At 68.1% G+C, this 14,215-nt stretch carries 10 protein-coding genes; 9 read left to right on the forward strand and 1 reads right to left on the reverse strand.

Annotation, left to right across the window (positions count from 1 at the left end):
• Positions 1–515 precede the first annotated feature (515 nt).
• From AAF184_21160 to AAF184_21195, 8 genes are all read left to right on the forward strand, one after another.
• Positions 516–1,853 carry an arylsulfotransferase family protein gene (locus AAF184_21160; GenBank protein MEO0424859.1) on the forward strand — a complete coding sequence of 446 codons (1,338 nt, stop codon included), beginning with the start codon at positions 516–518 and terminating at the stop codon, positions 1,851–1,853.
• Positions 1,854–1,855: 2 nt separating this feature from the next.
• Positions 1,856–2,104, forward strand: coding sequence for a hypothetical protein (locus tag AAF184_21165; protein ID MEO0424860.1), 249 nt, complete (start codon positions 1,856–1,858; stop codon positions 2,102–2,104).
• A gap of 2 nt (positions 2,105–2,106) precedes the next feature.
• Positions 2,107–2,835, forward strand: a complete 729-nt coding sequence (locus AAF184_21170; protein ID MEO0424861.1) for a hypothetical protein — start codon at positions 2,107–2,109, stop codon at positions 2,833–2,835.
• Between the two features lie 28 nt (positions 2,836–2,863).
• The gene (locus AAF184_21175; GenBank protein ID MEO0424862.1) at positions 2,864–4,420 is read left to right on the forward strand and encodes a glucan biosynthesis protein G; all 1,557 of its coding nucleotides are present in this window, start codon (positions 2,864–2,866) and stop codon (positions 4,418–4,420) included.
• A 521-nt stretch (positions 4,421–4,941) separates the two neighbouring features.
• The gene (gene thrC / locus AAF184_21180; protein ID MEO0424863.1) at positions 4,942–6,249 is read left to right on the forward strand and encodes a threonine synthase; all 1,308 of its coding nucleotides are present in this window, start codon (positions 4,942–4,944) and stop codon (positions 6,247–6,249) included.
• A 20-nt stretch (positions 6,250–6,269) separates the two neighbouring features.
• Positions 6,270–7,931, forward strand: coding sequence for an amidohydrolase family protein (locus tag AAF184_21185; protein MEO0424864.1), 1,662 nt, complete (start codon positions 6,270–6,272; stop codon positions 7,929–7,931).
• 313 nt (positions 7,932–8,244) lie between these two features.
• Entirely contained in the window at positions 8,245–8,913 is a 669-nt protein-coding gene (locus AAF184_21190) for a hypothetical protein (GenBank protein MEO0424865.1), read from the forward strand.
• 218 nt (positions 8,914–9,131) lie between these two features.
• Complete coding sequence (locus AAF184_21195) at positions 9,132–11,375, forward strand: AIM24 family protein (GenBank protein MEO0424866.1); 2,244 nt, start codon at positions 9,132–9,134, stop codon at positions 11,373–11,375.
• Positions 11,376–11,390: 15 nt separating this feature from the next.
• Here the strand turns inward: AAF184_21195 and AAF184_21200 are convergent, their stop codons facing one another.
• On the reverse strand, positions 11,391–12,683 hold the full coding sequence (locus AAF184_21200; GenBank protein ID MEO0424867.1) for a winged helix-turn-helix domain-containing protein: 1,293 nt from the start codon (positions 12,681–12,683) through the stop codon (positions 11,391–11,393).
• A 115-nt stretch (positions 12,684–12,798) separates the two neighbouring features.
• Here AAF184_21200 and AAF184_21205 point away from each other — a divergent pair.
• A partial coding sequence (locus tag AAF184_21205) for a S41 family peptidase (protein ID MEO0424868.1) occupies positions 12,799–14,215 on the forward strand: 1,417 nt, incomplete at its 3' end.

Consider the following 14,215-nt stretch of genomic DNA (forward strand, 5'->3'; position numbering starts at 1 on the left):
AGGGGCACGCGCCGCGCCCTGCCTCGCTGCGGGGTGAGTCGCAGGCGAGGGGTCAAGAGCGAGTCCTAAGTGTAGGCGGACGTTCCCGGGTCGATCAACACGCCCTGGGGCGCTCGCGAAGGAGGGGCGCGTAGTCGCCCCTCAGGAGGCGGCCCGGCGTAGGCGCGCCAGGCCCCGCGGGTCAACGCGTCGAGGCCACCAGGACACCCACCCCGGCGAGCAGCCAGGCGACGCAGTGAGCCTTGCGCGCGATCTCACGGGCGGGGGTTTGCTTCTTCGGTGCGTGGGTCATGGGGCAAGCTCCTCTGCAGTTGCCCGATACGCTAGCAAAGCGAACCTGAACTGCAGCTGAGCGGCTCGAGTTCCCCCTCACGGCCGCACGCTTCGACCATCCGTCGGATCCGCCCTGTCGCCGCCCCCAGACAGGTCACCTTTTGGCCGTCCCCGCAGTCAACCTTGCCTATAGGTATTACGTTGCCTGGGTGTGTCTGGCGGCGCGCCGGAGGGGGTGAGCGATGTCCGAAGGGATCTACAGAGCCGTGCTGGTGCTGAGCGTCGCGTTCCTGGCGTTCTGTGCCGGCAGCTTCCTGATGCTGGCAAAGCAGCCGCCCTACGGTTTCTTTCGCGATGTGCGCACCGCTGCCCTGGCGCTGGCGAGTCAGCGCCGTCAGTCGACGCAGGCCGCACTCACGGATCTGTACGGTGAGCCGGTCGGTGAGGGCAGTGGGGTCACGGTGCGCGACAGCGGGCGCATGCAGCCGGGCTACACACTCTACACCTCCGGCCATGAACCCAGCGCTTACCTGATCGATTCCTTCGGTAGGGTCGTGCATCGCTGGCACCTGCCCTACAGCGCTGTGTGGGCACCCGGCGGCGCCATCGAGGCCCCCGTGCCGGACACGCACACCTACTTCCGCTATGCCCGCGTGCTGGCGGACGGTGACCTGCTGGTGGTGTACGACGGCGTCGGTGATACGCCCCACGGCTACGGGGTGGTGCGCATGGATCGCGAGTCCAAGCCGCGCTGGGCTTACCTCGAACGCGCCCACCACGCCCTCGACGTGATGCCCGACGGCCGCATCGTCACCCTGATCCATGCGATCAACCACGAGCCCATCCCGCGCGCCGGTTACCTGCGTCCGCCGCGCATCGACGACTCGCTCGTGGTGCTCTCGCCGGACGGGGTGGAGCTGCAGCGCATCGCCTTGCTACCGGCGTTCGTCGATTCGCCCTTCGAGGGGATGCTCGGCCTGCTGCCCTTCTATCTCCTCGAGGGTAGCGGTGACTTCCTCCACGCCAACGACGTGGAGGTGGTGTCCGACGCCTGGGCGGCCACCCTGCCGGGGGTCGAGTCGGGGCAGGTGATGGTGTCCATGCGCGAGCCCGGGGTGCTCGCGCTCATCGACCTCGGCAGCGAGGAAATGACCTGGGCCCTGCGCGGCCCTTGGATCGGCCAGCACGACCCAGACCTGCTGGCCAACGGACAGGTGCTGCTGTACGACAACGGCGGCTGGTTCGGGCCCGGTGGTCGCAGCCGCGTGCTCGAATTCGATCCGACGACCCAGGCCCACACCTGGCAGTACACGGGCACCGCCGACAGGCCCTTCCACTCGGCCATTCGCGGTGTCCAGCAGCGCTTGGAGAACGGCAACACGCTCATCACGGAGACCCAACGGGGGCGTTTGCTGGAGGTCACCCCATCGGGTGACATCGTGTGGGAGTACCGCAACCCGGCGCGCGCGACCACCGAGCGTGGAGAGCGTATCGCCATCATCTCCGCAGGCACTCGCGTCGGCCCCGAAGCCTTCGACGCCGCCTTTGCGGGACAACTCGAGAGATCCTCAGGAGGGTGATCATGGAATCGATCCGTCCTCGGGCAGCGTGCCTGCCCGTTCTAACGTGGGTAGCCCTGGCGGTGGCCTTGCCCGCCGAGGCTTACGTCGGGCCCGGCGCGGGCCTGAGCTTGCTCGGCGCGCTGTGGGGGCTGCTGGTGGCGGTGGTCGCGGCCGTAGGGTTCATCGTGTTCTGGCCCATTCGCAAGATGCTGCGCACCGCGCGGGCCGAGACCCGGGCACCGGGCGCTGGCGACCGCGACGACCCCTGACCGTGGGGCTCTTCGATGCCGCCTCGCCGGCGCTGACCTCGATCGACTGCCTCATCGAGGGACTCCCCGGTGTGCTGCGCCTGTGGCTATGGGGAATGCTCGGTGGTGCCTTGTCGATCGGGACCTACGCCCTGGTCTCGCCGCAGCGACGCTTGCGGGTCATCGGGCGCCTGGCGACGCGCAGCCAGCGACGCCTCAACGCCTACGAGGGGGATTTCGCCAGTGCGTGGCCGTTGCTGGGCGGTCACCTGCGCCTGGCGCTCGCCCGCTTGGGCTGGGTGCTCGGCCCCACAGTGCTGGCAGCGCTGCCCGTGATCTTTCTCTACGCCTGGGCCAGCAACACGTTCGCCTACGCGTGGCCGGAGGCGGGGAAGAGCGTTACGGTCGAGGCCCAGCCGCACGCGTATGGCGCCGCCTGGAGTAGGGCCCGCGAGGGTGAGGAGGCGGTGGCAACGGTTCGCCTGTCGGACCCGGCGGGGCGACCGTTGGGGTCGGTCATCGTCGACGCCCCCGTGCCCGCCATGCACAAGCGCCTCTGGTGGAACGGCTTGTTCGGCAATCCGGCTGGGTACCTGGAGGCGGGCGGTCCCGTGGAGCGCTTGAGCCTGCAGTTGCCGTCGCGCGTCTACCTCAATGCCGGACCCGATTGGATGCGGGGTTGGGAGTTCAGCTTTCTCCTCGCCCTGCTGGTCAGCGCGCTCGGCCTGCGCCTGGCGCTAAGGCTGCAGTAGGGGGTGATGGATGAATGAGGGTTCCGGGTTGAGCAGGCACGTCTCGAGAGCGTTGGCCGTCATGGTCGTCGCCGCCGGTTTGGTGAGCACAGGCGTGGCGCGAACTCAGGGCGGCGACGCCGCCGGGTCGACGCCGCTGGATCCCTTCGAGCGGATCCTGGGGAAGGCCCGTGCCCTCGCAGCGGAGCCTTACGCGCCCGAGGCCTTCGATCCGCCCCCGGCCCTCGCCGCCCTCACCTACGATGAGTATCGCGACATTCGCTTTCGCCCCGAGCGATCCCTGTGGCGCGATCGCGATAAGCCCTTCGAGCTGATGTTCTTTCACCTGGGCAAGTACCAGCTGCACCCCGTGCGCGTGAATGCCATCGAGGAGGACGGTCGCGTCGCGCCCGTGATCTTCGACAGCACTGATTTCGACTACGGAGGTAACACGCTAGGGGACGTTCTCACGCGCCCCGATCTCGGCTTCGCCGGATTCCGGGCCCACTACGCGCTGAATTCGCCGGAGTACCTCGACGAGCTCATCGTCTTTCTCGGCGCCAGCTACTTCCGCGCCCTCGGTGCCGGTCAGCGCTACGGACTCTCGGCCCGGGGCTTGGCCATCGACACGGTAGGTGGTGACGGCGAGGAGTTCCCGCGCTTCGTCGAGTTCTGGGTGCAGGCGCCGGCGGAGGACGCGGCGTCGCTCACCGTCTACGCCCTGCTCGACTCGCCCAGCGTGGCAGGGGCCTACGCCTTCGACATCCATCCCGGCGCGCAGACCACGATCGATGTGCACGCCCAGCTCTTCCCGCGTACGGCGATCGCCACCCTCGGCGTCGCCCCGCTCACCAGCATGTACGCCTTCGGCGAGAACCAGCCGAACGCCGAGGACTTCCGCCCGGAGGTGCACGACTCGGACGGTCTGCTGGTGGCGAGTGGAGACGGTGAGTGGCTGTGGCGTCCCCTGGTCAATCCACGTGCACCGCTGGTGACGTCCTTCGCGATGGCGGCGCCGCGCGGCTTCGGCCTCATCCAGCGCGACCGTCGCTTCGATGCCTACGAGGACAATGAGGCGCGCTACGACCTGCGGCCGAGCCTCTGGGTGGAACCGCTCGGTGACTGGGGTCCCGGTCGGGTGGAGCTGGTGCAGTTGCCTACGCCGGACGAGACCCAGGACAACATCGTGGCCTACTGGGTGCCCGCCGAGGCGATCACACCCGATCGACCGCTACGCTTCACCTATCGCCTGCATTGGCAGGGTGCGCAGCGCGAGGAGCCCACCCGTGGGTGGGTGGCGCAGACCCGGGCGGGTCGCGGCTACGCATCGCTCGGTCCGGGCGAGCACCAATTCGTGGTCGACTTCACCGGCCCTGCCCTGACCACACTGCCGGCCGGCGCGTCGGTGGAGGCCGTGGTCAGCGCATCCTCTAGCGGCGTGATCCTCGAGCAAAACGCCTACCGTCTGGAGGCCAACGGCGCCTGGCGGATGCTGCTTCGCGTGCGTCGCGAGGATCCGACCGAGGCCTTGGAGCTGCGCGGCTTCCTGCGCAGCTGCGACGACACGCTCACGGAGACCTGGAGCTACGTGCTCCCGCCTGAGTAAGCCCTCGCGGTCGCGCCGTTCGTCCGGCGGCGTAGACGGCGTCCGCTCCTGAGGTCGTCGATGGCACGGGGCAGGTGACCAACACCGTCGTCTTCCTCGACATCAGCAGCGTTGCGAGCAACCATCGACACGCTCTATGCCGACGATTCTTCACCGGCCGCCTAGGGGCAACCCAGCAGGTCGGCCTACCATCCGCATCGAAAGCCCCAACCCGAGTTTGGTGCTGGTGGCGCCGGACGAGCAGACCTCCTGCACGGGCTTCAGTGAATTTCATTCAGCTAACGGATTCGCTGACTCTTCGTGCGCGATCCAAGCCGTCGAGGTGCGTTGGGGACGGTCACCTGGTCGCGCCCGCGCCCAGCTTCGTTCCGAGCTCCGGGGCGGTTGACGTGGAGCTCCCCGCCATCGATCGGGGTGAAGGGCCGGTGACACCTGCCCGGACACCCGGCGCTGCTCGGGTTTGGTCGGTCGCAATCCCTGCCCCCAGGCAGTAAGCTCGGACGCAAGCTTGGGGTAGGACTATGCACTTCATCAGCACTCGGGGCGGCGGCGAGCCGCTGCCCTTAGAGGCAGCGCTGCAACGGGGGATCGCCGCGGACGGCGGCCTCTTCGTCCCGACAGACTTTCCGCGCTTCACGCCGCAGACCTTCGCAGACGATCACACGCCGCCCGCGATCGCACGGCGCATGCTCGAGCCCTTCTTCGCCGGCACGTCCCTGGCCGACGAGGTTGGCGCCATCGCCGAGGAGGCCCTGTCCTTCCCCTTGCCGCTGGTCGCTCTCGACGCGCCCGCATCGGAAGATCTTTCGGTGCTCGAGTTGTTCCACGGCCCCACGGCGGCGTTCAAGGATGTGGGTGCGCGCTTTCTGGCCGCGTGCCTGACACGCCTGGAGGCGCAGCGTGGCGATCCGCAGGGCGATCTCACCATCCTGGTCGCCACCTCCGGTGATACGGGCGGTGCGGTGGCGGCGGCGTTCCATCGCCAGCCGGGCATTCGCATCGTGATCCTGTTTCCGCGCGGTCTCGTGTCGGCGCGCCAGGAGCACCAGCTGTGCTGCTGGGGGGACAACGTCACGTCGCTGAGCGTGGACGGCCCCTTCGATGTGTGCCAGGCCCTGGTGAAGGCCGCCTTCGCGGACCAGGGCCTGCGCGATCGCGTACGCCTCTCGTCGGCCAACAGCATCAACATCGGCCGGCTCCTGCCGCAGGCGGCGTACTACGCCGCGTCCAGCATGGCCGTGTGGCGTCGCACGGGCGCGCCTGCCAACTACATCGTGCCCACGGGCAACCTCGGCAACGCCCTGGCTTGTGTGTGGGCGCGCAAGATGGGCCTGCCCATCGGCCAGGTGATCCTCGCCACCAACGCCAACCGCACGATTCCGGACTACCTCGCGAGCGGCGATTGGCAACCGCGCGACAGCGTGGCAACCCTCGCCAGCGCGATGGACGTGGGCAACCCCAGCAACATGGAGCGCCTGCGCCACGAGCATCCGCAATGGCGTGAGGTCACGGACGCGGTCAGCGCCTACGCGGTGAGCGACGAGCAGATCCGTGGCCAGATCCGCCAGGACGCGGGGCGCCGGCAACAGATCTGGTGCCCGCATACGGCCACGGCCCTGCACGTCTACGAACAGCTGCCTGAGCGGACGCGCCGCGCGGGCCCATGGGTGGCGGTGGCGACGGCGCATCCGGCGAAGTTCGACACCATCGTCGAGCCCCTCGTCGGCCACGCGGTGGAGGTGCCCCCCGCCCTGGCGGCGATTCTGGATCGCCCGGCGCAGGCGATACCGATCGCCGGCCAGCTGGAGGCCCTGGCCGAACAACTTTGATCACTCGCGGAGGGATCGCGATGTCACCCAGACACCCCTTGGTCACGCTGCTCATGGCAGCCACCCTCACCGCGAATTCCCTCGCGACGGCGCAGGATAGCGAGGGGCCCCCTCCCGGCGAAGAAGGCATTAGTCGTTTCGCCCGCTTCGGCATCGGCGAACCGCCCCCCGCTCCCGATCGACCGGCAGGCGAGGGCGCGGGGCCCTACGAGCGCCTCGTGTTGCGCTCCGCGATGTTGGTCGACGGTACCGGCGCGCCGGCCCGAGGGCTCGTCGACATCGTGATCGAGCAGGGGCGGATCGCCAGCATCAATCGAGCGGGCGTGCCCGGTGAACCCCTCGCCGCGGAGTTTCGCGTGGCGCCGGCGACGGGCGAGGGGGAGCGAGAGATCGATCTGGCGGGCGCCTGGGTGTTGCCGGGATTCATCGACGTCCACACGCACATAAACTCGCCCAACCAAGGCCTGGCGGGCCCCTTGCTGCCGAGCGAGTACGTGTACAAGCTCTGGATGGGCCACGGCATCACCACCGTGCGCGAGGTGGCGGCGGGCATGGGCCTAGGCTTCACGGTGCGCGAGAAAGAGCGCGCAGCGCGCGGGGAGATCACGGCACCTAGTATCCACGTTTACCCGATGTTTCCCGGCGGCAGCGTCACGAGGGCCGACCGAGCCGCGGCGTGGGTCAGAGCCGTGCGCGAGCGCGGGGCGGATGGGGTGAAGTTCCGCGGCGCCTCGCCGCCCGCCACCCAGGGCGCCCTGTTGGAGATCCGCGACCTCGGGATGCGCTCCGCCTCGCACCACGACCAAACCTCCGTGACTCGCGTCAACGCGCTTACGAGCGCACGCTGGGGGTTAGACTCCATCGAGCACTGGTACGGCCTACCCGAGGCCTTGTTCGACGACCGGGTGGTGCAGGACTACCCCGCGGACTACGTGTACGACGACGAGCAGGACCGCTTCGGCGAGGCGGGGCGGCTCTGGTTGCAGGCGGCGGCGCCCGGCAGCGAGCGTTGGCGCGAGGTGATCGCGGAGCTCATCGAGCACGACGTCACCCTGGTCCCCACCTTCTCGATCTACGAGGCGAACCGTGACGTGATGCGGGCCCGTCGCGCCGAGTGGCACGACGACTACACGATGCCGGCCCTGTGGCGATTCTTCAAACCCAACCCGCGCTTGCACGGCTCCTTCCACTTCGACTGGACCACGGCGAACGAGATCGACTGGCGCCGCAACTTCGAGCGCTGGATGCAGTTCGTGCGCGACTACCGCCTGGCCGGCGGTCGGGTGGCGGCGGGCTCGGACGCGGGCTTTATCTACAAGCTGTTCGGCTTCGCCTTCATCCGCGAGCTGGAGATGATGCAGGAGGCGGGCATGCACCCCCTCGACGTGATCCGTATCGGCACCCTGAACGGGGCGGAGCTGCTCGGCATCGCTGATCGCACGGGGTCGGTGGAGCGGGGCAAGGAAGCGGATCTGCTCATCGTGCCCGAGAATCCGCTGCAGAACCTCAAGGTGCTCTACGGCACGGGGCACCTGCGCTTGCAGCGACCGAGCGGCGAGCTGCGTCGCGTGGGCGGGGTGCAGTACACGATACGCGACGGCATCGTGTGGGACGCCGCCGCCCTGCGGGCCGATGTGCGGGCCATGGTGAGCGCTGCCAAGGCGGAGCAGGCCGCCCGCTAGCAGGATCCTGCGGCACGCGTCGCAAGCTACCAAGTAGATTAAGTAAGTCTCGGTGAGACGGGCGATCAGCGGTGCGTTGATCGCCCGTTTTGCCTTATGTGGGAAGCGAATGTGACCCGTGTCACAGTTAGATGGCAGTGGTGGCGTCGAGGAGATTTACACGCGCAGTAGCGCTGATTGCAGAGTTAACAAAAGCATTACTATAAGTGCTTGCGACGCTTGAGTGAGCCCCGGGTTGGCCCGCCTATTGCACCGCAGAAGCCACCTGCTGCCACGTTGGTAGCGCTCGGTTTCTTACGACAGGAGCTTCCCTATGAAAGCACTCGCAGTACTTATGGCAACGACGACGCTCGCCGGCGCGGCCAATGCCACGATCCTCTTCGACAACTTCTCGGGTACGGGAGCGTCCAACTACAGGGAAGAGACTCGTAGCGCTACTTACACCTTCGGCACGGTGCTCAACAGCCTCGAAGAGACCTTCGTGGAGCAGATCGACCTGCGCTACCGCGCGAACAACGACATGACCGTGACCCTCGGGATTTGGGATAGCGGCATAGCCGGTACGCGCGGCTCGCTGGACTGGGCACCGATCGGCAACAACCTGCTGTACACCGAGTCGATCGACGTCATGGGCGATCCGAATGGCCCCTTAAGCTATCTCACCTTTGCCAACGTGGATTTCGTCTTCGGTGCCGACCGTCGCTACGACATCGGCATCTGGGGCACGGAGGGCTCGCTCACCGGCAGCTGGGACATCAGTAACGGTTGCAGCGGTGTGAATACGGCCATGGGTGGCTTCGAGTCGATCAACAACAACGCCAACATCGCCGGCGGCGGCAGCGACCGCGGCTACGCCTGCGTGGATCCGCACATCCGTCTGTTCGGCGGTACCCAGCAGCAGGTGTCCGCGCCTGGCACGCTGGCCCTGCTCGGCCTTGGCGGCCTGCTGCTGACGCGCGTGTCGCGCCGTCGTGCCATCTGATCTGACGGGGGAGCGCTGAGCGAACGCGCGAGTGCGCGTCAGCTCGGCGTGATGAGAGGAGACGGCGGGCCTGGTGCCCGCCGTTTTCGTTGGTGCTGCCTTCTCAGGGGCGAGCGCAAGCCGCGTTCTCGTCGCGGTTGAGCGGCAAGGTATGATCGGGCCCTTGTAGGTTAGGCCCGTCCCGCAGCACGGCGCCCGCTGCCGGACATGTCCCCTCCATGGTCTACAGTCGCCGACGGTCGCCGTCCGATGCCCCGAGTGCAGCCACTCGCTTTCCCAACGCCGCGGCGTTCCTGATTCTCGTCCTGCTCTTCCCGCAGGTAGCCTCCTTCGATGCGGCCTCCCTGTGGCGGGAGGTGGCGCCCGAGGTGTCCTGGCGATTCCAGGTGCAAGCGGTGGAGGGTGACCATGCGGTCGCGCCCACCCTGGCCGCCTATTCCCTGTTCGCGCTCGGCACCGGTGCTGACGGTGACAGCCTGCGCCAGCAGATCGCGCAGTCCGTGGCGTCGCCCTGGTTGCTGTTCGCCTTAGCGGTCTTGCTGTGGCTCGCCTATCTCCAGGGGCTCCTGGGCGCGATCCTGCGCTGGCGTCTCGGGCTGTTGTTCATCGGCCTCGCGCTGCCTCACGTGGTGTTCGGCGTGAGCGTGGCGGTGGCCGTCAGCGAGGGCGGCCTTTCACTCAACTCGCTCGTGCAGGCCCTGTTGGTGCCCGTGGCTTACGCGGTGAACCCGGACAGTATGGCGCCGGCGATCGCCCAAAGCCTTGGGCTTACCGATCGCTGGGTTGCCGACGTGCCGCGCTTCGCCGCCCTGGCGAGCCTGCTCTGGGTGACCGTGTCGCTCCGGTTCTACTCGCGTGCGGTGGCGTGGTTCCTGTGTGTGGTCGCGGTCACTGCCATCGGGCTTCGCGTGGGAGCGGTGCACTCGCCCCTGTGGCCTTGGGTGGTGAACCTGTTCGCCGTCGCCGGCCTCATCGTGGCCCTGCGCCTGGTCTGGTTCATCTTCGCCCAGAATGCGCCCCTGTTCGCCCGCCTGGGGCCGATCGGCACCGCGTGGGGGCTGCTCCACAGCCTCGTCCTGTGGACCCCGATGCTGCTCCTGCTCGGCCCCTTCGTGGTGATCGACAAGACCGTGCGTGAGAACCTCAAGGCGAACCTAGCTGTGTCGATAGCCTTGAGCGAGCAGGGCACGCAGACCCTGGACGCGCCGCCCGTGCCGCAGACCATCCAGACCCAGACCCAGCGCCTGGTGGCCCTGCAGGCGGTGTTGCAGATCCGGGAGATCCAGGCCCAGGTGGACTCGGTGCGCCGCTCCATGGACGAGATGCTGTCGGCGGATCTGCGCGGTGAGGTGAAGTCCATCGCGCGCGGGGCGATTCGCCCGCGTATCGCCTTCGATCGGCCGGACAACGGGGGGCTCACCGGTCCGCTGATGAACGCGGCGGAGGGCTTTGCCCAGGACGCTTCGAACAAGGCCTACGCCACGATGCGCCACGACATCATCGAGGCCCTCGGCGATCTGGCGGCGCAGGGCCAGGGGCAGGCGCGCCAGCGCCAAGCCGCCGCCGAGGCGCGTTTGCGGGAGGCCGAGGGCGCTGCCATCGGCAAGGTGATCGAGGCCAACCGTGAGGTGCAGCGCAACCTCGCCTACACCTTCCTCTACCTGCACATCGCCCACCGTGCGGGCATCGTGCTGTTCCTGCTCATCTGCATCAAGAGTTTTGCTAACGTCTTCTCGCGCGTGGCGCTCCATCACCGCAAGGGGCGAGGGTGGGTGTCCATCGGCGCGGACGGCGATCGCGCCCACACCACGGCGAGCCTGCGCGAGACTGGAGATCGCTACGAGCTGTCCGCCGACAAGCCGGCCTGCATGTACATGAGTCGACGCTTCGCCGCGACCGGGTGCGCGCCCCGCTTCACCATCCCGCAGCCCACCGGCGCCCCCTTCGGCCGCCTGTGGTCAGGCACGCTGGCCCTCAACCGCGTGGACCTCGAGCCGGGGGCACCGCCCGTGCGCTACAGCGCCACCCGCGGCGCCCGCTTCGTCGAATGGAATTTGGGCGCCGACGAGTCGGTGATGGTGGACCTGCGGTACTTCGTCGGCATGGAGTCGACGGTCACCCTGTCCACCCTGTTCAGCGCGCGCTTCGGCACGCTACTGCTGGGGGGCTTCGCGTTTCCCCAGGTCACCGGGCCCGGCCGGGTCGTGTTCCTGGCCGACGGGCGGGTGGAGACCGTCTTGCCCGCACAGGAGCACGCGAGCCTGCCACCCGATCGCATCATCGCTATGCAGAGCTCGACCCGCTTCTCCATCGACAGTTACAACAACTTCGCCGACATCTACCTGAGCCAGGCCTACGTCAAACCCGAGGGCGGCGGCGCGTTGCTGGTCAACGTGGATCAGCAGACCTCGGCGCGGGCCGGCCTTGCGCGCTTCGCGCTTCGCTTCCTGTGGCCGTTCTGAACGGATCAGCGGCGGCTACTGCGCAGGGGGCTGCTCAGCGCTCACCGCGCACCCCGCTTGATCCCCCAGTCGCGCGGCCAGATTGCGGCATAGCTGCGCCGCTTGGGCCGGGTCACCCGCGCTCTCCAGAAGGCGCGCGAGGTGCCGAGTGGCCTCCGGGTCCAAGGGGTACTTCTCCAGCACTCGCCGATACCAGAGCTCGGCCTCCTCATGATGACCGAGCGAATCCTGTAGCTTGCCGACGGCCACGCCCACGGCGCCCTGCCAGGGGCCCACGCGCTGAGGCGCCTCGGCGTATTCGCGTTCCATCGCGTCGAAGGCCTGGCCGAAGGTCGCGGCCGCTTCTGCCGGTTGGCCCCGAATCAGAAACACCTCGCCGAGATTGATCATGCTCTCCCAGGCGTTGGGATCTTCTGCGATCGCTCGACGGTAGGTGCTTGCCGCGCGGTCGAGGTCGCCCTGGATGGCGTAGGTCAGGCCCAGGGCCTTGAGCACGTCCGCATCGTCTGGGCTGAGCCGGGCGGCCCGTTCGGCCATGGCGGTGGCCCGAGTGAGAATCTCCTGCGCCTGCGGCGTCTGCGGCAGGCCGCGTGCCAGCGCTTCCTGCAGGGTGGAGGCCTGGGCGTCGGGCGAGGGCGATGACGGCGGCCAGCGGATGACCCGTTGCACGAGGGCGTTGGCCAGTCCTGCGTGGGCCGGGCCGTAGCTGGCGTCGTCGGCCAGGGCCCGTTCGTAGAGCACGATGGCCGCCTCGTTGTCGGCCCGCGTGAAGCGCATGTAGCGGTCGTCGGCGCGAGCGGTCAGCAGCGCGGCGTCGGACGGTGGGTTCGCCGTGGGCGCTTCCCCCTGCGGCGGTTGCGGTGGTCGCCACGTGAGGCCGACGACGAGCAGCACCGCCACCGCGGCCAGGCCGAGAGCGATCAGCCCTCGCCGGGGGGGCCGTATGGGCAGGCATTCCTCTTCGACCGGGTGACCCAGCGGCGCCACCGGTGCGATCAGGCGATACCCGCGCTTGGGCAAGGTATCGATGTACTGCGGCGCCTTGGCCGCATCGCCGAGGGCGCGGCGCAGCTTGGAGACCGTACGCGCCACCGTGTCCTCGCCCACCACCACCTGGCCCCACAGGGTCTGTTCGATCTGGGGGCGAGACACCACCTCATCGGCGCGCTCCACGAGTAGCAGCAGCAACTCCATCACCCGAGGCTCCAGGGTGATGGGCTCGCCGCCGTTGTTATGGTGCAGTTGCCCCAGGGTGGGCTCGACGCGCCAATCACCCAGGCGAAACGGGGGTCGGGGCGATGCCTCCACCCTACGCATCCCTCCCGGTCAGGATTTCGGGAGGAAAAAAGGGGCTGCAGAACATGGTGTTGGCGCAGGCGATGGGGAGAATCGGCGGCCTTCTCAGCCCCCTTGGAGTTATCGGATGCACCGTCGTATCGCTCACGTCTCGATCCTGACCGCTGTCGGTCTTTCGCTTTTGAGTCTCACCGCGCTGGCCCAGGAGAGCGGGGAGATGCCCGCCTGGGAGCGCCCCATCGAGGCGCAACACTTGCAGGCGGACTTTGCTCGTTTGTATCACGGTTTGCGCAGCGCCCATGCCGATCTGTACGTTCACCGTGCGAAGGACGAGTACGACGCCCGCTACGAGGAACTTCGCGAGCGCCTCGACGCGCCGATGACGTTGTTCGACGCGCAGGTGCTGTTCCAGCGCTTCGCCGCCTACGGCAACGTCGCTCACGCCCGCATCGAGTTTCCGAGCGAAGCCTACCAGGCCTTTCGTGAGCAGGGCGGCGCCACCTTTCCGATCTACCTGCGCATCCACGAGGATCGCGTTTACGTCGACCAGAATCTCTCCGGCGTCGGCCGCATCCAACCCGGCGATGAGGTGCTGACCCTCGACGGGCAGCCGATCGGCCGCTGGCTCGAACGCACGGCCGCACACGTCTCGGCGGACACCCCCTACATCGCCCACTCCTTCCTCGAGTTCACCTTCGGCCGCTACCTGTGGTTGGAGCTCGGCGAGCCGGCGCACTTCGAGCTCACCTTGCGCGATGCGGGCGGCGCGCAATACGCGGCGCAGGTGCCGGCGCAGACCGCTGAGGCGATGCGCGCTGCAAGCCAGGCGCAGCCCGAGCGCTTCGCCCTGAACAGCAACGATCGCCTCGCCCGCATGCTCGACCACGGCGTCGCCTACCTGCGCCCGGGTCCCTTCTACAACGCGGAGAACCCGAACGCGATGTGGGACAACAGCGCGTACCTCACCTTTATCGACGAGGCCTTCGAGCAGTTCCTCGATGCCGATGCTCAGCAGCTGGTCATCGACATACGCGACAACCCGGGCGGCGACAGCTCCTTCAGCGATCCCATGCTGGCCTGGATCGCCGATCGGCCTTTTCGCTTCTGTTCCGCGTTCCTGATTCGCTCGAGCGACGAGGCGGCGGCGTCCAACCAGGCGCGCCTCGATGCCAGCCCGGACGCCACCGAGGGCGTCTCCGCCCAGTTCGCCCGCGACTACGCCGAGACCCCACGTGGTGAACGCTTCGCCTTCGACATCCCTTGGGCACAGCCCCGGGAGGGCAGACGCTTCGAGGGCGAAGTGGTCGTGCTCATCAATCGCCATTCCTACTCCAATGCCGTGAACGTCGCTGCCACGGTGCAGGACTACGGCTTCGCCGTGATCGCCGGTGAGAAGACCTCGGACATGGCCACCACCTACGGCGCGATGGAGCAGTTCACCCTGCCGCACACGGGCCTGACGGTGGGCTTTCCCAAAGCACACATCATCCGGCCGTCGGGAGACACGCGGGTCGACGGGGTGACGCCGGATTGGGAGATCCCCA

The organism is Pseudomonadota bacterium, from assembly GCA_039815145.1.
Classification (GTDB): Bacteria; Pseudomonadota; Gammaproteobacteria; order Steroidobacterales; family JBCBZW01; genus JBCBZW01.